At 67.6% G+C, this 18260-nt stretch carries 13 protein-coding genes; 6 read left to right on the forward strand and 7 right to left on the reverse strand.

Translation table 11 applies throughout. The annotated features are described in order from the left end of the window. Positions 1-9: 9 nt before the first annotated feature. The 4 genes from ACWPKK_RS24245 to ACWPKK_RS24260 form a co-directional block, all read right to left on the reverse strand. On the reverse strand, positions 10-1107 hold the full coding sequence (locus ACWPKK_RS24245; protein ID WP_452009394.1) for an extracellular solute-binding protein: 1098 nt from the start codon (positions 1105-1107) through the stop codon (positions 10-12). A 478-nt stretch (positions 1108-1585) separates the two neighbouring features. Further along, complete coding sequence (locus ACWPKK_RS24250) at positions 1586-1960, reverse strand: EamA family transporter (protein WP_324866233.1); 375 nt, start codon at positions 1958-1960, stop codon at positions 1586-1588. 41 nt (positions 1961-2001) lie between these two features. Further along, positions 2002-4911: a UbiA family prenyltransferase gene (locus tag ACWPKK_RS24255; RefSeq protein ID WP_452009397.1), complete on the reverse strand. Its 2910-nt coding sequence runs from the start codon at positions 4909-4911 to the stop codon at positions 2002-2004. Between the two features lie 640 nt (positions 4912-5551). Then, positions 5552-6895: a glutamine synthetase family protein gene (locus tag ACWPKK_RS24260; RefSeq protein ID WP_324866228.1), complete on the reverse strand. Its 1344-nt coding sequence runs from the start codon at positions 6893-6895 to the stop codon at positions 5552-5554. Positions 6896-7063: 168 nt separating this feature from the next. Here ACWPKK_RS24260 and ACWPKK_RS24265 point away from each other — a divergent pair, with 168 nt between their 5' ends. Next, positions 7064-8344 (forward strand): NAD(P)/FAD-dependent oxidoreductase, encoded by a 1281-nt coding sequence (locus ACWPKK_RS24265; RefSeq protein ID WP_452009400.1) that lies wholly within the window; start codon positions 7064-7066, stop codon positions 8342-8344. A gap of 69 nt (positions 8345-8413) precedes the next feature. Next, the gene (locus tag ACWPKK_RS24270; RefSeq protein ID WP_452009402.1) at positions 8414-9466 is read left to right on the forward strand and encodes a hypothetical protein; all 1053 of its coding nucleotides are present in this window, start codon (positions 8414-8416) and stop codon (positions 9464-9466) included. Between the two features lie 164 nt (positions 9467-9630). On the opposite strand, the gene smc is transcribed toward ACWPKK_RS24270, so the two are convergent. The 3 genes from smc to ACWPKK_RS24285 form a co-directional block, all read right to left on the reverse strand. Continuing rightward, positions 9631-13092, reverse strand: coding sequence for a chromosome segregation protein SMC (gene smc / locus ACWPKK_RS24275; protein WP_452009404.1), 3462 nt, complete (start codon positions 13090-13092; stop codon positions 9631-9633). A gap of 173 nt (positions 13093-13265) precedes the next feature. Beyond that, entirely contained in the window at positions 13266-13913 is a 648-nt protein-coding gene (locus ACWPKK_RS24280) for a DsbA family protein (RefSeq protein ID WP_452009407.1), read from the reverse strand. Between the two features lie 66 nt (positions 13914-13979). Continuing rightward, on the reverse strand, positions 13980-14453 hold the full coding sequence (locus ACWPKK_RS24285) for a DUF721 domain-containing protein (protein WP_109151856.1): 474 nt from the start codon (positions 14451-14453) through the stop codon (positions 13980-13982). Between the two features lie 160 nt (positions 14454-14613). Between ACWPKK_RS24285 and mutY the strand changes: the two genes are divergently transcribed. Genes mutY through ACWPKK_RS24305 form a run of 4 tightly spaced genes read left to right on the forward strand, consistent with a single transcriptional unit; the run spans position 14614 to position 18145 of the window. Beyond that, complete coding sequence (gene mutY / locus ACWPKK_RS24290; RefSeq protein WP_452009410.1) at positions 14614-15672, forward strand: A/G-specific adenine glycosylase; 1059 nt, start codon at positions 14614-14616, stop codon at positions 15670-15672. A gap of 44 nt (positions 15673-15716) precedes the next feature. Beyond that, positions 15717-16430 carry a DUF1194 domain-containing protein gene (locus ACWPKK_RS24295; protein ID WP_452009413.1) on the forward strand — a complete coding sequence of 238 codons (714 nt, stop codon included), beginning with the start codon at positions 15717-15719 and terminating at the stop codon, positions 16428-16430. Positions 16431-16461: 31 nt separating this feature from the next. After that, the gene (locus ACWPKK_RS24300; protein WP_452009415.1) at positions 16462-17601 is read left to right on the forward strand and encodes an NAD(P)/FAD-dependent oxidoreductase; all 1140 of its coding nucleotides are present in this window, start codon (positions 16462-16464) and stop codon (positions 17599-17601) included. A gap of 28 nt (positions 17602-17629) precedes the next feature. After that, complete coding sequence (locus ACWPKK_RS24305) at positions 17630-18145, forward strand: hypothetical protein (protein ID WP_452009418.1); 516 nt, start codon at positions 17630-17632, stop codon at positions 18143-18145. Positions 18146-18260: the final 115 nt, after the last annotated feature.

The raw sequence follows: 18260 nt of genomic DNA on the forward strand, positions 1-18260 counted from the left end.
GGGGGCGGCTTACTTGCCGGTCTTGACCTTGGTCCACACGCGGGTGCGGGTGCGGTCGGTGGCCTGCTTGATCTGCTTCAGCGAGAACAGCTTCAGATTGCTGTCGGCCGGCAGGAAGATGCCGGGGTTCGACTTGATGTCGTCGGCGACCGTCGCCAGCGACCCAGGCACCGCGTTGGCGTAGCTGACCTTGTTGGAGATGTTCGCCATGTTGGCCGGATCGAGCGCAAAGTTGATGAACTCGTGCGCACCGTCCTTGTTCGGCGCATCGGCCGGAACCGCCAGCGTGTCCCACCAGACCTGCACGCCTTCCTTCGGCGTGATGTATTCCACCTTGGCGCTCTTGGCCTCGGCGGCGCGGGCGGCACCCTGAATGGCGTCGCCGTTGTAGGCCATCACGACGCAGGCATCGCCGCCGGCGAGGATGTTGATGTTCTCACCCGTGACGAAACGCTTGATGTAGGGGCGGACCGCCATCAGCGTCTTTTCGACCTTCTCCAGATCCTCCTTCTTTTCGGAGTTCGGATCCAGGCCGAGATAGTTCAGCACCGACGGGATGACGTCGATGGCCGAATCCATCACGGTGATGCCGCAGGCCGAAACCTTCTTCGCCACTTCCGGCTTGAAGATCAGGTCCCAGCTGTCCAGCGCAACGTCGGGGGCGACGGCCTTGATCTTTTCCGGGATGATGGCGATGCCGACGGTCCCGCCGAGGTAGGGTACGGCGAATTTGTTGCCGGGATCGGAATTCTCCAGCAGCTTCAGGACCTTGGGGTCGATGTTCTTGTAGTTGGGGATCTTCGACTTGTCGAGCGGCCCCACGACCTTCGCCTGGATCAGGCGCGACAGGGTCGGCTCCGCGGTCGGCACGATCACGTCGTAGCCGGACTTGCCGACCAGCACCTTCTGCTCCAGCAGTTCCAGGCTGTCGTACAGGTCGACCTTCGTCTCAGCGCCCGTGGCCTTGGTAAAGTCGGCGAGGGTCGTCTCACCCAGATAGTCGTTCCAGATGTAGATGTTGACCGGCTTCTTGGCCTGGGCCATCGCCGGGCCGGCGATGGCGATCGCCGCGACCGCGCCGATGAGGCTGAGAGCGAATTTCTTCATGGTTTGCCCCGACCTGTTCGTCTGTGTTGCGGGCGCCGCCACATCCCAACGGCACACCCGGCTCGCGGGCGCTATTGCACCCAGGCCCGGGTGTGTTGTCAACGGTTTGGGTCGAGTTTTCAGGTGCCTGCGACTGACGCCTGCGGAGTTGGGGCATGCCGAAAGGAAGGTGGCGGCCGGCCGCGCTGCCCAAGGGCCGAAAAGCCCATGTTGCAGGTATCGCGGCCGGCAAGGCAAAGCCTCTCCCCGTTTGATGGCCTGACGGCCGGCAACCGGGTCGCCCACGCTGAAATTGCATACGCCAGTATTTTCGCTCGCGAGTATGCGGTCAGTTATATCCCTCGCAACTTTCGGGTCAATGCCACAATTGTCGCGGTTTGTTTCCGAACTGAAAGACGAGACGACACAAGGCGTTTCCGGACAATGGCATGCATTTCGACGGGTGCGGATGGAGCCCGCGGCCTCCCCGCCACCTCCCTCAGCTCTGCGCCGTCAGCACCACGCCAAGCACGACCAGCAGCGTGCCGATCACGCGGGTCAGGCTCATGCTTTCGCCCAGCAGCAGGACGCCGAGCGCCAGCGTGACCAGGAAGCCCAGACCGACGAAGGGATAGGCCATGGTGACCTCGACCTTCGCCAGAACGGCCAGCCACACGACCATGCCCAGCCCGTAGCAGGCGAGGCCGGTCAGGACATGCGGCGTGGCGACGACCGACAGGGCGATCCGCCCGGCTTCCCCCTGCGCCAGGGCGGTCGACACCGCCGGGCTGGACATGCCGATCTTCAGGGAAATCTGAGCGATGGCGGACAGCGTGACGCTCAGCAGGATCAATCCGACGACAGCGATAGGCATGGGAACTCCGGCAGGATTGCGGAAGACAGGGGACCGGCTGTTCAGGTCCGGCCGAAGACGAGCACGACGGCGCAGACCAGACCGATGGCGAGGCTCCACTTGTCGCGGGCGGCGAACACCACCGGGTCGTCGTGCATCAGCCCGCGGTGGGTCTGCAGCCACACCCGCCCGATCCAGAAAAGCAGAAGCGGGCAGATGATCCACAGCGCCTGCGGCTGGTCATAGATGCGTCCGACCTCCGGGCTGTTGATGTAGAGCGCCATCACCAGCACCGAGAGGAAGCCGGCGGAAACGCCGATGGATTGCAGGACCGGCATGTCGGCGGTCAGGTAGCCGCGCCCCTCCGCCTGCCCCAGCCCGAGCTTCAACATGCTGTCCATCTCCGAATAGCGCTTCACCATCGCGAGGCTGAGGAAGAGGAACATGGAAAAGGCCAACAGCCAGAAGGACGGGACGATGGCCGTCGCCGTGGCACCACCAAGCACGCGCAGCGAATACAGCCCGGCCAGCAGCATCACGTCCCAGATCACCCGGTTCTTGGCGAACAGGTTGTAGAACAGCGACGAGGCGGCATAGGTCGCCAGCGCCGCCAGGAACAGCGGCGGCAGGGTCAGCACCGACAGGACGACGCTCGCCAGCAGGAGGCCGGGGATCAGCGACAGGCCGAGGTCGAGCGGCAGGTCACCCGCGGCGAAGGGCCGCCGGCACTTGCGCGGGTGGCGCCGGTCGGCGGGCAGGTCGAGCAGGTCGTTCAGCACATAGATGCTCGACGCGCACAGCCCGAAGGCGAGGAAGGCCGCCACCGCCTGCAGAGCCGGCCCGATCTCGCCCAGCTTTTGGCCGGCAAGCAGGGGCACGAAGACCAGAAGGTTCTTCAGCCACTGGTGCAGGCGCAGCGCCCGCAGCATCAGCAGCAGGCGCGGCCGGCGCGGGGTTGCGATGGTCTCGATCGGGCACAGGGTCGCGGCATGGCGCACCACGGCGGCGGACGCGTCCACCGCGATGCCGCGGCGGGCCGCGCGCCAGACGGCATAGTCGGCCTCGTCATTGCCGATGTAGTCGAAGACGCCGGACGGCACCTGCGCCCGGATCGCCGCCAGTTTGCGCTCGCTCTTCAGGTTGATGCCGTCGCTGCTGGCGAGGACCTGATCGAACAGGCCCAGATGGCGGGCGATGGCATCGGCGTAGCGGTGGTGTGCGGCGGTGGCCAGCACCAGCCGGCGACCGCGTTCGCGCTCCGCCTGCAGCCGCTCCAGAACGGCTTGGTTATAGACCAGACCGGCCGGATCGATGTCCACCCGCCGGGCCAGTTCCGCCTTCAGCCGCGCCTTGCCCCCGGCCAGCCAGACCGGCACCAGCAGCGCGGTCCAGGGCTGTGCCTTGATCAACCCGAACAGCGATTCGTAGAGCAGGTCGGTCCGCAGCAGCGTGCCGTCGAGGTCGACGAACAGCGGGGGCTCCGCGGCGACCGGCGATGCCGGCCGCTCTGCTTCGGCAGCCGGGGCAAAGGCCGCGACGTTGGGAGCGGGAGCGGGAGCGGAAGCACCGGCAACGGCGGCACCTCCTTCGGCCGCCTCGCCCCGGCCCGGCCCGGACGTTGCGGTACGGTCATGCCGGGCGGTCAGCACCCACACCAGGCCCAGCAGCATCAGCGTGGCGAAGAACAGGTAGGACTGCAGGATGTTCAGCGGCGTCGCCGCCAGCGCATTGACCGGCCAGAACAGCAGGTTGCCGGCCAGGAAATAGGCGGTCGCCAGCAACGCGAAGGCACCCGCAGGACGCCTCACGCCGGGCGCCAGCAGGATGAGGAAGGCCAGCGCGAAGGCCGGCAGAAGGATGCCGTAATGATGCACCCAGGCGACCGGAGACCCGGTGGTGAAGCAGAGGCCGGCGATGGCGAAGGCGACGATCCGGTCCGCGCCGCGGTCGCGGCGGCGCCACAGCAGGCCGAAGGCGAAGAAGGCGATGCCGGAAAGCTGGGTCGCGATGTGCACCACGGGGTGGTAGGGGGCGAAGGCCTCCGCCGACCAATCCAGATTGTTGCCGTTGTGCAGCAGGCGGTTGACCAGCCCGTTGACGGTTTGGTTGACGTGATAGCTCTCGCCATGGCGGCCGATGAACAGCAGCACGTCGAGGTAATCGATCATCGGCGCGAAGCCGTAGAGCAGGGTCGCCACCGCCACGCCGGGGACCACCACAGCCGCCCAGCCGGCCGCCATGCGCCAGTCCCCCCGCAGGACCGCCCAAGCCAGGAACAGCGACATCTGCGGCTTCATCAGCGTCGATGCGCCGAGCAGCGCGCCGCACAGCGCCCGGCGGTCGCGCAGCAGGGCGATGCAGGCGAAGACGAAGGCGGCATTCAGCCAGACCTGCACCTGCCCCAGCGAAAAAGCCTTCAGCACCGGATAGAAGCACAGGGTTGCGGCGAAGCCGAACCCGCCCAGCAGCACCTGGGTCAACCGGTCGTCCCGTTGGTCTGGGCGCAGTCCAGGCAAGCGCAGCCATGCCGCCATCTCCAGCATCAGGATCGCCATGCCGGCCGCCGTCGCCAGAACGAACATCAGGTTGATGCGTTCGAACGCCGCGAGGTTCAGGATGCCGAACGCCTGCATCGCCTCCAACGGCAGAAGCGATGTCACGGGATACTGGAACTTGATGTGCTGTTGGAAGAACACGCCTTCATAGACGTTTTCGCCGGGGCGGTCGTGCAGCCAGTTCAGCGCCGCGATCATCGGATCCCACGAATCGACCGGTACCAGATCCGGATTTTCCAGCACGAACAGATTCTGGATGTCGGTCAGGTTGCTGGCATGGCCGCCACGGTGAAGCGCCAGCCCGAGCAGGCCGGTGGTCAGCACGACGAACAGCAGCGCGAGAACGACGACGCGCTGGATCCGCCCGGCTCGATGGACACCTGTTGGAAGGGATGTGATCGCGGGCTGCATGCTCATACTTGGCCATCCATCGGTTGCGTCGAGACGGTGCGTTTCCGCCGGCTCGACAAGCCGGCAGAGCAAAGAGGGCGCACACCACGGCGACGCGGCGCGCAATGCCCACGGCAGATGCGGTCGAAAAGCTTGACTGTTTTCAAAGGAGATAACAAATTGGCCACTGCGGCATTGCCGGGTGGCGCCGGCACTTCCTTTTTCAGCCCGACGGTATGGTTGAAAAATACATCACTGTTTTATTTTGAAAGTCTTCGATTTCGTGTGCGGCCGCCCATAATCGAGATATCGGCAACCTCGCGTTTTTCTGCTTTCTGCCCACGACCGGGCAGCGCGGACGTGGAAAGCCGCGGCACCGGGCGCCTGGACGGGGTGGGAATGCCTCCCCGCCGGGTTAAGACTTGGGCCGGGATGGGCCGGGATGCGCCTGCAGGCTGGAGCGTTCCGCCGGATGTCGGGAAAATCCGGATGGATGGGCACACGAAAGGAGAGTCGGCGGGCGCGAAGCGGCGGACGGCGGTCGGCCTTGGCCAACGCGGAGATGCGCAGGAAAAGGGTTCCGGATACGTAGAGGGGCGGCCCGCGGGAACCCCGCTGGCCGCCCCTGTCCTCTACCGGGCCCCTGTTGTCTACCGATAGGTTCGGATCAGACGTTCAGCAGCAGGTTCTCGCGTTCCCACGAGCTGATGACGCGGTTGTAGGCCTCGTACTCCGCCTCCTTCACGCAGGTGACGGCGTCGATGAAGCGTTCGCCGAGGATTTCCTTCAACGGCTTGCAGGCGTTGAACTTGGTCAGCGCCTCCGACTGGTGGCGCGGCAGGGTGAAGGCGAGGCGATAGGCGGACCCCTTGATCGGGTCGTTCGGCTCCAGCCCCTGGGTCATGCCGATGTAGCCGCAGGCCAGCGACGCGGCGATGGCGAGATAGGGGTTGGCGTCGGCGCCGGCCACCCGGTTCTCCACCCGGCGGGCGTCGGGCTGCGACACCGGCACGCGCAGGCCGGTGGTGCGGTTGTCGCGGCCCCAATGCACGTTGATCGGCGCATCGGAGTTCGGGACCAGCCGGCGGTAGCTGTTGACGTTGGGCGCCAGCAGCGGCATCACATAGGGCAGGTATTTCTGCAGCCCGGCGACATGCGACATGAACAGGTCGCTGTCGGTGCCATCGGGGTTGGAGAACAGGTTGCGGCCGCTGTCGGCGTCCACCACCGATTGGTGGATGTGCATGGCGCTGCCGGGTTCGCCCTGCATCGGCTTGGCCATGAAGGTGGCATAGATCTGGTGGCGGATCGCCGCCTCGCGCGCCGTGCGCTTGAACAGGAAAGCCTGGTCGGCCAGTTCCAGAGCGTCGCCGTGGTTGAAGTTGATCTCGATCTGGGCGGCGCCGGCCTCGTGGGTCAGCGTGTCGATGTCGATGTCCTGCTTTTCGCAGAAATCGTAGACCGCCTCGAAGATCGGATCGAATTCGTTGACGGCGTCGATGCCGAAGGCCTGCCGGCCGCTTTCCATCCGGCCGTTGCGACCCACCGGCGGCACCAGCGGATAATCGGGATCCTTGTTGACCTGAACCAGGAAGAATTCCAGTTCCGGCGCCACCATCGGCTTCCAGCCGCGTTCCTCGTACAGCGCCAGGACGCGCTTCAGAACATGGCGGGGCGAGACGTCGACCGGGCGGCCGTCGGCATAGACGCAGTCGGTGATGACCTGCGCCGTCGGCTCGTTGTACCAGGGGACGAAGCGGATCGTGCGTTCGTCCGGGATCATGTAGATGTCGGAATTCTCGTCCGACGTGATGTCCTCGTCGTCGGGAAATTCACCGGTCACGGTCTGGACGAAGATCGCCTCTGGCAGGCGCAGGCCGCGGTCGCGCAGGATGCGGAGGAACTTCTCGGCGGGAACGATCTTTCCCCGCGCGATGCCCGACATGTCGGGCACCAGGCATTCGACTTCGGTAATGCGGTTCTTCTTGATGAAGTCTTCCATAAAACCCATGGGTATGGCGGACCGCTCCGGGCGATGGGCAGCCCCCTCCGTGCTGTGGACGACAGCGACACTATGACGCCGTTCCGGCGGGCCGCGCCAGAGGGTTCAGCATGACCGTTCGGTGAAACATCCGCCTTTCCGTTGACCTCCCCCATCGGCTGGGACTTAACTGCGGCCATGCCGAAAGCCTCATACCTGAACAGCTGGTACGCGGCCTCCGCCGCTCCCCGAGCCGACCGCCCGATCCTGGAAGGAGAGGTCGCCTGCGACGTCTGCATCGTCGGCGGCGGCTATACCGGCCTGACCGCGGCGCTGGAACTGGCTGAACGCGGCTTCGACGTGGTGCTGCTGGAGGCGGAGCGCTGCGGCTGGGGTGCCTCGGGACGCAACGGCGGGCAGATCATCACCGGCTACAACAAGCCGATGGCGACCATCGAAAGCTGGGTCGGCAAGGAGGATGCCCGCCGCCTGTGGGAGTTCGGGGAGGAGGCGAAGGCCCAGTTGGCGGAGCGGGTGGAGCGCCACGCCATCGCCTGCGACCTGACCTGGGGCTTCGCCTATGCCGCGCTGAAGCCCCGCCACATGCAGGACGTGGCGGCGCTGGAGCGCGAGATGCGCGACGGCTACGGCTATGACCGGGTGCGGAGGCTGGACGGCGCCGGCATCCGCGAACATGTCGGCAGCGAAGCCTATATCGGCGGGTTGCTGGACGAGGGCAGCGGCCATCTGCACCCGCTGAACTACGCGCTCGGTCTTGCCCGTGCCGCCGATGCCACCGGGGTGCGCATCTTCGAGAACAGCCGCGCCATCGCCATGGACAGCGGGTCCAAGCCCTGGGTGAGCACCGGACGCGGCCGGGTGACGGCGAAGCACCTGATCCTGGCCGGCAATGCCTATCTCGGCGGACTGGTGCCGACGCTGGACCGCACCATCATGCCGGTCGCGACCTACATGATCGCCACCGAACCGCTGGGCGAGGAGCGAGCGCTCGCTCTATTGCCGACGAACATCGCGGTATCGGACATGAAGTTCTCGCTGGACTATTTCCGGCGGTCCGCCGACCACCGGCTGCTGTTCGGCGGCGGCGTCAGCTATTCCGGGGTGGACGCGCCGGGGCTGAAGCAGGCGATGCGGCTGAAGATGCTGGCGATCTATCCGGAGTTGAAGGACGCCCGCATCGATTACTTCTGGGGCGGGCGGGTCGCCATCACCATGAACCGCATGCCGCATCTGGGCCGGCTGTCGCCCACCACGCTCTACGCCCACGGCTATTCCGGGCATGGCGTGGCGCTGGCCGGCATGGCCGGGCGGGTGATGGCGGAGGCGGTCGGCGGCAGCGCCGGGCGCTTCGACGTGTTCGCCCGCATTCCCCACACGCCCTTCCCCGGCGGGCGGCGGTTCCGCACCCCGGCGCTGGTCCTCGCAATGATGTGGTTCCGTCTGCGCGATCTGCTGTAGGCTGGGGAAGCAATCCGCAGTCTTCCCCCCTCCCCCGCCCCTTCATACTGCCGAGTACCGCCCCCGCCCATGACCGACACCTCCAGCAGCGACGAGACCACCCCCTCTCCGGAGACCGCCCCGGCCGCGGATGCCGCCCCGGATGATGCCGTCGCCGAGAAGGCCGCGCAGGAGAATGTGCTGGTCCAGCCGATGCGGGACACGCATTTCGACTTCCAGCACAAGGTGTTCAGCCTGCCCGGCGCCTTCTTCTGCCAGGAGCCGAACAGCAAGGAACCGGTGCTGAACATCCTGCTGGGCGACCTGAAGGCGGCGCTGGCCTTCCCCACCCTGATGGAGTCCTTCCAGATCGAGGACGGCACCCACGACGCCCGCCTGCTGGAAATCATCGAACAGGGATTGGCCTTCGTGAAGCAGATCCGTCCCGGCGAAGAAATTCCGGGAGAACTTCTGGACGGGCGCGCGTCCTGGTCGGTGGAGGACAAGCACCGCATCATCGCCAAGGGCCGGCTGACCGTGCAGATCGTCTCGTCCTTCACCGGCAACGAGATGATCGTGTCCGACATCGACGAACTGGAGCAGGTGGTCGAGGATCCGCAGACGAAGGAGCGGATGAAGGCCGCCTTCGCCAAGATCGCGGAGCGGCTGAAGCTGACCAACGACTATGAACAGTACCTGACCGACCGCATCGACGACCTGGCGCAGGAGTTGTCCTACATCGAGGCCCTGCGCGACCGCTTCAAGCACATCCGCCGCATCGACCAGGCGATGGCGAAGCTCGCCACCATCTACCGTACCGACCGCACCTTCTGCAGCGAGCTGAACCGGATGCAGGGGCTGATCCGCAAGCCCTTGCGCGAATACGACCTGATCTTCGACCAGGCCGACGCCCAGACCGGCGACATCGTCGGCGCGCTGCGCAACTTCCACCCCACCATCCAGTTCATCCGCAAGATTCGCGACGATTTGCGGGCCAAGCTGCTGGAATGGGAGGAACTGCTGCAGGGCTGGGACGAGGTCACGATGGAACGCTCGCCGAAGGTGGAGGCGCTGCAGAAGCAGACCTACCGGTTCCTGGCGAGCCGGTACATCGAGACGACGGTCTGGAAGCGGGGGGGATGAGGGTTTGGGGGTGCGGAGGTGCGGAGTTAGACCCCCACCTATCCTCCCCCGCTGGGCGGGGGAGGGACTGCCGCCACTCTCACGCCTAAGCACTTGTCCCCTCCCCCGCCCAGCGGGGGAGGGTCAGGGTGGGGGCATCGTCAGCCGACGTCTTCACACATCCCTCAAGCCACCCCCCGCAATTCCTCCGCCCGGCTCAGATCCACGCTGACCAGCTGCGACACCCCTCGCTCCACCATGGTCACGCCGAACAGGCGGTCGACGCGCGCCATGGTCAGGCGGTGGTGGGTAATGATGAGGAAGCGGGTGTCGCCTTCGCGGGCGATGTCCTCCACCAGATCGCAGAAGCGCCCGACATTCGCCTCGTCCAGCGGGGCGTCGACCTCGTCCAGAACGCAGATCGGCGCCGGATTCGACCGGAAGACGGCGAACAGCAGCGACAGCGCGGTCAAGGCCTGCTCCCCGCCCGACAGCAGCGAAAGCACCTGCAGCTTCTTGCCCGGCGGGCTGGCGTAGATCTCCAGGCCGGCGTTCAGCGGGTCCTCGGCATTGACCAGTTCCAGATAAGCCTTGCCGCCGCCGAACAGGCGGGTGAACAGTTCCTGGAAGTCGCGGTTCACCACATCGAAGCTGGCGACCAGCCGTTCACGGGCCTCGCGGTTCAGGCTGGAGATGCCCTGGCGCAGGCGGGCGATGGCGGCGGTCAGGTCCTCGCGCTCGCCATGCAGGCCGGTGATCTGGCTTTCCAACTCCTCCGCCTCGATTTCGGCGCGCAGATTGACCGGCCCCATGTTCTCGCGCTCGCGCGTCAGCTTGTCGAGCCGCGACTCCACCGCCGTCGCGTCGGGCATCGGTTCGGTGGGGTCGAGATCGGCGGCGGCGCGGGTATCCTCCGGCCGGCAGTCCAACCGCTCGGCGATGCGCTCCGTCAGGGTGCGTTCCTGCTGCTGGGCCGCCGAAACGGCGGCTTCGGCACGGGCGCGCGCCTCGCGGCCATCGGCCAGTGCCTCCTCGGCATCGTGCAGCGCCTGTTCGGTCTCCGCCAGCCGGGACTCGGCCTCGGCCAACCAATCGGCGGCGCGCTTGCGCTCGCGCTCCGCCATGGTGACGCGGTCGAGCAAATCCAGGCGTTCCGCTGCGATCGCCGCCGGTCGTTCGGACAACTGTGCAAGTTCTCCTTCGGCCTCCTCCGCGCGCTGGCGCAGTTCCGCCACCCGTCCCCCGGCCCCGGCGGAGCGGGTGTCCCACGACGTGGTTTCGGCTTGAATGGCGTCCAAGCGCTGGCGCCGGGCCTGCGCCTCGCGCGTCAGGCGATCGACCGCATTCTGCCGCTCGGCCAGCACGGCGCGGCGTTCGGCCAGTGCGGCGCGCTGGTCGTTCACCCGCTCACGTCCCTCGCGCGGATCCGGCAGCGACTCCAGCAATTCCAGCGCTTCATCGCGGCGGGCGGCAGCCTCGCGCTCGTCGGCGGAGAGCCGCTCGACGGCCTCAACCAATGCCGCAAGGCGCGAGGATGCGGCATCGGCCTCGCGCGCCAGCTTGGCGTGGCGGTCGCGGGCGACGTTCAGCGCGGCGAATCCTTCGCGGACGGCATCGCGGGCAAGGCGGTCGGCCCGAGCCGCCTCTTCGACCGCCAGTTTCGCGGCGTCCAGAGTCTCGCGCGCCAGTTCGACCCGTTCCTCGGCAAGCTCCAGTTCGCCGCGCAGTTCGGCCAACCGGTTGCGCTGTTTCAGGCGAACGGCCGCGGCGGTCGGCGCGCCGGCCTGAACGGTCAGGCCGTCCCAGCGCCACGCGCCGCCGTCACGGCTGACCAGCACCTGACCCGGCGCCAGCGCCGCGGCCAAGCCCCCGGCAACGGCGGCATCGTCGACCACTCCGACATGGGCGAGGGCGCGGGCGGCGGCCCGCGGCCCCTCCACACGGCTCGACAACGGCTCCACCCCATCCGGCAGCGGCGCCACCGAACCATAGGCCGGCAGCGTGCGCCAATGCACCGGCGCTTCCTCGTCCAACGGAGCAGTCAGCGCATCGCCGAGCGCGGCGGCCAGTGCCCCCTCATAGCCGGGCGACACCGCCACCGCATCGACCAGCGGCGGGAAGGGCCCGCCGGCTCCGGCCTCCAGCAATTCGGCCAGCGCGCGTTCCTCGGCACGCAGCTTGGCACAAGCGGACTCGGCGGCGGACAGTGTCTCACGGGCGCGGGATTGGGCCGGTTCGGCCTCCGCCTTCGCCTGTTCAGCGGCCTCGGCCGCCTCGCGGGCCTGCTCCAGCCGCTGTTCGGCAAGTTCCACCGCCAGTTCGGCGTCCGATAGGTCGGCGCGGGCGGCGATCTCCGCCTCCAACGCAGCCCGCTGGGCCTGCTGCTCGGCCAGCCGCTTGGCGAGGCCGGCGGCGCGGGTTTCCAACTCGGCGGCCTGACGCTGGGTCGCGGCGCGGCGGGCCTCGTCGGTGGCGACCGATTCGGTCAGGCGGGTCAGTTCGCGGTCGAGGGCATCGACCTGCTCGCGCGCCTCGGCCAGAGCCTCCGCCGCGGCTTCCTCAAGCATCTCCTCGTCGGATTGTGCGGCGATCAGGCGGTCGCGTTCGGCCATCAGCCGGGCCAGCGCTTGCCCAGCATCCGCGGCCAGAGCCTCCTCACGGCCGAGGTCGCCGGCGATCTGGCGCAACCGGGCCTCCAGCGCGCGCTGATGTTCGGCGACGCGCTTTTCCTCGGCGTCGAGCTGTTCGCGGGCGATCACCAGGCGTTGCAGGGCGGATGCCGCGCGCGCCTCGTCCTGGCGTTTCTCCGGCAGGCCGGCGGCGGCTTCCGTTCGGCGGGCGGTCAGCTGGTTGACGGAGAGCATGCGGTCGCGCACCGCGGCCTCGGCTGCGGCGAAGGCGGCATGGGCGCGGGCGCGCTCCTCCTGGGCGGCGATCCAGCGCAGGTGCCACAGCACGGCTTCCGCCTTGCGGATCTGGTCGGACAGGTTGCGGTAGCGGGATGCCTGCCGCGCCTGCTTCTTCAGGCTTTGCAGCTGGGTGTCCATCGCCCCGATCACGTCGTCGAGACGGGTCAGGTTGCCTTCCGCCGCCTTCAGTCGCAGTTCGGCCTCGTGCCGGCGGGAATGCAGGCCGGTGATGCCGGCGGCCTCCTCCAGCAGGGCGCGGCGGTCCTGCGGCTTGGCGGAGATGATCTGCGCGACCTTGCCCTGGCTGACCAGGGCCGGCGACGCGGCACCCGAGGCATTGTCGGCGAACAGCAGCTGGACATCGCGCGCCCGCACCAGCTTGCCGTTGATGCGGTAGTCGGAACCGGAGCCGCGCTCGATCCGTCGGGTGATCTCGAGCTCGTCATGCTCGTTGAAGCCGGCGGGCGCGGTGCGCGACCGGTTGTCCACCGCCAGCGTCACCTCGCCCAGGTTCCGGGCCGGCCGGCTGGAGGTGCCGCCGAAGATGACGTCGTCCATGTCGCCACCGCGCATGCGCTTGGCCGACGTCTCGCCCATCACCCAGCGCAGCGCCTCCACCAGATTGGACTTGCCGCAGCCGTTGGGGCCGACGATCCCGGTCATGCCGGGTTCGATGACCAGTTCCGTGGCATCGACGAAAGACTTGAAACCCGACAGGCGGAGACGCGTGAACTGCACTGGGGAAGAACCTTCGGTGTACTGGGCTTAGGACAGCATGAGCATTGGAAAACTGTTGCCCCCTCCCTAACCCTCCCCCGCTAAGGCGGGAGAGGGAACTCCGCCGCACTTGCACTCAACTCCCTCTCCCGCGAGAGCGGGGGAGGGTCGGGGAGGGGGCAAGACGCCGGCGCTTACTTCAACAGCTTGTCGATTTCCTTCGAGAACTCCTCGAATGACTGGGCGCCTTCGATGCGGGCCTTGCCGTCGTTGAGGATGAAGGTGGGGGTTGCTTCGATCTTGAACTGGTTCTGGCCGGTCAGGCGGGTGTTCAGGATGGCGTCGGCCAGTTCCTTGTTGGCGAGGCAGGCATCGATGGTCTCCTGGGTCATGCCGGCCAGCTTGCCGTACTGCGCCAGCGCCTTGGCCGGGTCGGAGGAGCGGCTCCAGTTCGGCTGGCTCTTGAACAGGACGTCGGTCAGCGGGAAATACCGCTCGGGCGGGGCGCAGTGGGCCAGCATGGCGGCGCTGAGCGCGGCCTGATCGAAGGGGAAGTCGCGGAAGACCAGCTTGGCCTTGCCGGTGTCGATGTAGGCTTCCTTGATCTTCGGCAGCACGTTGACGTGGAAATTCGCGCAGTGCGAGCAGGTCATCGACGAATAGTCGAGGATCGTCACCGGCGCCTTCGGGTCGCCCAACACGCGCTCGGCCATCATCTCCGAGACCGGCGGCAGGGTGGCCGCGGCCTGTGCGGCCGTGGACGCCGCGGTCATGGCGGTGCCGAACGCGGCGGTGAAGCCGATGGCCAGAAGACCGGCGATTCCCAAAATTTTGCGGTTCACTTTGCCCTCGTTCCTACCAGATGTTGACGTATAGACAATGACGTACCGATGCGTCCAGCAAGCCGGCTATCGCGCGGCGCGTTTCGGCCGGGCCATCAGCGAACGGCCGAAGCGTTCCAGGGTGGCGCGCAGTTCCTCGTCCTCGATCGCGGCGGTGGTGGTGGTGATGCCGATCTCCTCGTCCATCGTCAGGGCGCGGGGGCGCACCACCGGCGAGGGGGTGGACGGCAGCGCTGCGTGGATCAGCTTGATCTTCGCCACGGCGCGATAGCCGAAGAAGCTGTTGATGCGTTCGATGATCTGCGGTTCCAGATGCTGCAGCTCCAGCGCGATGGCGCCCATGGCGCGGATGTGCAGCGTCGCCTCCTCCCGCTTGCCGCGGGGAAAGCTGAGCTTGTCGGGCGCCGTGCGCAGCGACAGCTGGTGGCCGACGATGGACGGCCAGTCGGTGATCAGCGCGCCGAAGGCAAGTCCGCGCTTGCCCAGCACCTTGCCGGCGACCTCCGGAACGGATTGGCCGATGCGACGCGGTCCGCTCATGCTCTGCGATCACTCCTGTGCGGCCCCGGTCCGGGAACCGGTTCCGGGTCATGTGGGATGGCGGCACCCTAGCGCAAGCGTGGGCCGATGCCCAGCATCCGGCCGTGGATATGGCCAGCTCCCTTCCCCAGACGCTCCCGGCCCTCTATTTCTTCCCATCATGATTCCAAATTCGATCGAGGCCGCCCGGCGGCTGCTGTCCTGGTACGACCGCCACCGCCGCGACCTGCCCTGGCGCGCCAAGCCGGGGGAGACCGCCGATCCCTACCGGGTCTGGCTGTCGGAAATCATGCTGCAGCAGACCACCGTGCCTGCCGCCGCCCCTTATTTCCGCAGCTTCACCGAACGCTGGCCGACCGTGCGCGATCTGGCCGACGCGCCGCTGGACGACGTGCTGGTGGCCTGGGCCGGGCTCGGCTACTACGCGCGCGCCCGCAACCTGCACAAATGCGCCCGCGTGGTGGCGGACGGGCATGGCGGGCAGTTTCCGGACAACGAGGCGGCGCTGTTGGATCTGCCGGGCATCGGCGCCTATACCGCCGCCGCCATCACCTCCATCGCCTTCGACCGCAAGGCCACCGTGGTGGACGGCAATGTCGAGCGGGTGATCGCCCGCATCTTCGCGGTGGAGGAGCCGCTGCCTAACGCCAAGCCGACACTGCGGCGGCTGGCCGCCACCCTGACGCCGGATTTCCGCCCCGGCGACTATGCCCAGGCGATGATGGACCTGGGCGCCACCATCTGCACCCCGCGCAAGCCGAAATGCATGCTGTGCCCCTGGGCGGAGTATTGCGAGGCGCGCGCCGCCGGCATCGCCGAAAGCCTGCCGCGCAAGGCGGCCAAGGGCGAGAAGCCGACCCGGCGCGGCGTCGCCTATTGGCTGCTGAACCCCGACGGCGCCGTCCTGCTGCGCCGCCGGGCGGAGGAAGGGCTGCTGGGGGGCATGGCGGAGGTGCCGTCGACCGCCTGGGGGCCGGAACTGCCCGGAGAGGCCGCGGTCGCGGCGCAACAGCCCCTGCCTGTGCGCTGGCGCCGGCTGCCGGGACTGGTCCGCCATACATTCACCCATTTTCACCTTGAGCTTGAGGTGGTCGCCGCACAGGCCGGTCCGGACTGGCAGCGGGCCGACGGGAATTGGGTGCCGGTGGACCGCCTGGGCGATCAGGCGTTGCCGTCGGTGATGGTGAAGGTGGTGCGTCACGCGCTTGCCAATGCGTGACGGGCCGGCCGCTCAGCCGATTGCGTGATGGAGTGGCGATGGGAATGCCGCGTGCCGTGATGACCGTTCTGTTCGTCCTCCTGGCCCTGACCGGAGTTGCGCAAGCCGCGCCGCCGGAAAAGGAAGGACAGGCGGGCGTGGCGCTGGTGCTGGCGCTCGACGGGTCGGCCTCCATCACGACCGGCGATCTGGAATTCCAGTTGCAGGGCCATGCCGCCGCCTTCCGCGACCCGGCGGTGGCGGATGTGCTGGCGTCGGCCAGGACGCGGGTGACGCTGGCCGCCTATTCGGGGCCGAACAGCCTGAAGGTGCTGATCCCCTGGACGGCTCTGACCACGCCGGAGGATGCCGGCCGTTTCGCTGACCGCATCGACGCCCTGCCCCGCGGCTTCCAGGGCGACTCGACGGCCATCGGCAGCGCCATCCTGGAGGCGGCGAAGCTGTTCGACCGCGGCGGCAAGGCGCCGCGGCAGGTGATCGATCTGGTCTCCAACGGCTTTTCCAACGGCGGGATCGAGCCGGCCGAGGCCCGCGACCGGGTGACCAAGCGCGGAATCATCGTCAACGGCCTCGCCATCCTCGACGAATTCTCCTGGCTGGAGGAGTATTTCGAGGAGAGCGTGATCGGCGGTCCGGGAAGCTTCGTGAAAAGCGCCATGGACAAGGACAGCTTCGTCGCCGCACTGCGGCAGAAGCTGATCCTTGAAATGGTCGCCCTGCCCGATCACATGCCACCACAAAGCGCCGCCAGCCAATAGGCGGCCGATAAGACTCTGAGGAGCGGGACAGTTGGAAAGCGTCGATTTCCTGGTGGTCGGGGCCGGCATCGCCGGTGCGTCCGCGGCCTATGAGCTGGCCGCGCATGGCCGGGTACTGGTGCTGGAGCGCGAATCGCAGCCGGGCTATCACTCCACCGGCCGGTCCGCGGCGCTCTATACCCAGACCTACGGCCCGGCGCCGATCCGCGCCCTGACGGTGGCGAGCTGGGATTTCTACACCAGCCCGCCCTCGGGATTCGCCGAACACGAAATGCTGACACCCCGCGGCGTGCTGATCATCGGCCGCGACCATGAGATCGATCGGCTGGATGCGGAGTACGAGCAGGGACGCCGCCTGACGCCGTCGGTCGAGCGTTACGACCGTGATCAGGTCCTGGCCCGGGCACCATTCCTGCGTCCGGACTATGTTGCCGGCGGCGTGTGGGAACCCGATGCCCGCGATATCGACGTGCATGCCCTGCATCAGGGTTATCTGCGCGGGCTGAAGGCGCGCGGCGGCCGGGTGGTGACCGATGCCGAAGTGCGAGCGCTCGCTCGCCGCGACGGCCTGTGGGTGGCGGAAACCAACTCCGGAACCTTCGCGGCACCGGTGGTGGTGAACGCCGCCGGGGCCTGGGCCGACGAGTTGGCGAAGTTGGCCGGAGTCGCCACGGTCGGGCTGGTGCCGAAGCGGCGCACGGCCATCACCTTCGATCCTGTTTTCGAGGAGCCGGCCGACAAGGCGGGGCTGGACGGCTGGCCGATGGTATCGGACGTGGCCGAGTCCTTCTACGTCAAGCCCGATGCCGGCCGCCTGCTGGCCTCGCCCGCCGACCAGACGCCGGTGGAGCCCTGCGACGTGCAGCCCGAGGACATCGACGTGGCGGAGACGGTGGACCGGCTGGAACAAGCGTCGCGATTCTCCGTTCGGAGATTGGCCCACCGCTGGGCGGGGCTGCGCAGCTTCGTGGCGGACAAGGTGCCGGTCGTGGGGTTCGCGCCCGATGCGGAGGGGTTCTTCTGGCTGGCCGGGCAGGGCGGCTACGGCATCCAGACCGCGCCGGCCATGGGCCGGGTGGCGGCCGGGCTCGCCACCGGAGGAGGCCTGCCGGAGGATGTCCGGGCGTTGGGTGTCGCCGAGTCCGACCTGTCGCCGGCCCGGCTGCGGTAAACGACTGCAGGATATGGGGAGGCGTGCGATGGCTGTGCGTCGGATGTTCGGGCGTCTGATGGTGGAAAGCGGGCCGGCCCGTCGGCTTCCGGCCGTGTCGGCGTTGTGCGTCGCCGGGGCCTTGGCCGGCTGCGCCAGCCCGGCGGCGGACGAGGCGCTGGTGGCGCAGACCGCCCTGATCGGCCTGCCGAAGGAAACCCTGCTGTCCTGCGCCGGCGTGCCGGAACGTCAGGCCGCGGTCGACAATCGCGAGTTCTTCACCTACCGCAGTTCACGCCTGGTCTCCTACCCCAGCCCGCCGCCCATCGGCTATTACGGCGGCTGGGGATGGCCCCATTACGGCTATGGCTACGGCTGGCCGGCATATGGTTATGAAGTCAACAGCTTCGACTGTGAAGCAACCTTCAGTTTGAGAAACGGCGTGGTCGAGCGCGTGGTGTATGGTGGCGCATCGGGCGGGTCGGCACGACTTGGCCAATGCTATGCCATCGTCCAGAACTGCATGGCGCTGGTTCCGCAGCGAACGATCAAACCAACCCCTTGATTTCCTTGTCCATGCGACAACTCGTCACTGTTGCATAGCTGCTGCATAAGGAGAGGAAGGGTTGTAGCCCCCTAGTACCCGCACACGGTGTCTGGTAATAGCTCCATCGGCTGAT

The sequence above is a fragment of the Azospirillum largimobile genome, from assembly GCF_977007025.2.

Coding starts and splice junctions, on each gene's coding strand:
- ACWPKK_RS24295 (WP_452009413.1), top strand. CDS start 15,717: ATGCCGCGTGCCGTGATGACCGTTCTGTTCGTCCTCCTGGCCCTGACC.
- ACWPKK_RS24255 (WP_452009397.1), bottom strand. CDS start 4,911: ATGAGCATGCAGCCCGCGATCACATCCCTTCCAACAGGTGTCCATCGA.
- ACWPKK_RS24250 (WP_324866233.1), bottom strand. CDS start 1,960: ATGCCTATCGCTGTCGTCGGATTGATCCTGCTGAGCGTCACGCTGTCC.
- mutY (WP_452009410.1), top strand. CDS start 14,614: ATGATTCCAAATTCGATCGAGGCCGCCCGGCGGCTGCTGTCCTGGTAC.
- ACWPKK_RS24265 (WP_452009400.1), top strand. CDS start 7,064: ATGCCGAAAGCCTCATACCTGAACAGCTGGTACGCGGCCTCCGCCGCT.
- ACWPKK_RS24260 (WP_324866228.1), bottom strand. CDS start 6,895: ATGGGTTTTATGGAAGACTTCATCAAGAAGAACCGCATTACCGAAGTC.
- ACWPKK_RS24305 (WP_452009418.1), top strand. CDS start 17,630: ATGGCTGTGCGTCGGATGTTCGGGCGTCTGATGGTGGAAAGCGGGCCG.
- ACWPKK_RS24285 (WP_109151856.1), bottom strand. CDS start 14,453: ATGAGCGGACCGCGTCGCATCGGCCAATCCGTTCCGGAGGTCGCCGGC.
- ACWPKK_RS24245 (WP_452009394.1), bottom strand. CDS start 1,107: ATGAAGAAATTCGCTCTCAGCCTCATCGGCGCGGTCGCGGCGATCGCC.
- ACWPKK_RS24270 (WP_452009402.1), top strand. CDS start 8,414: ATGACCGACACCTCCAGCAGCGACGAGACCACCCCCTCTCCGGAGACC.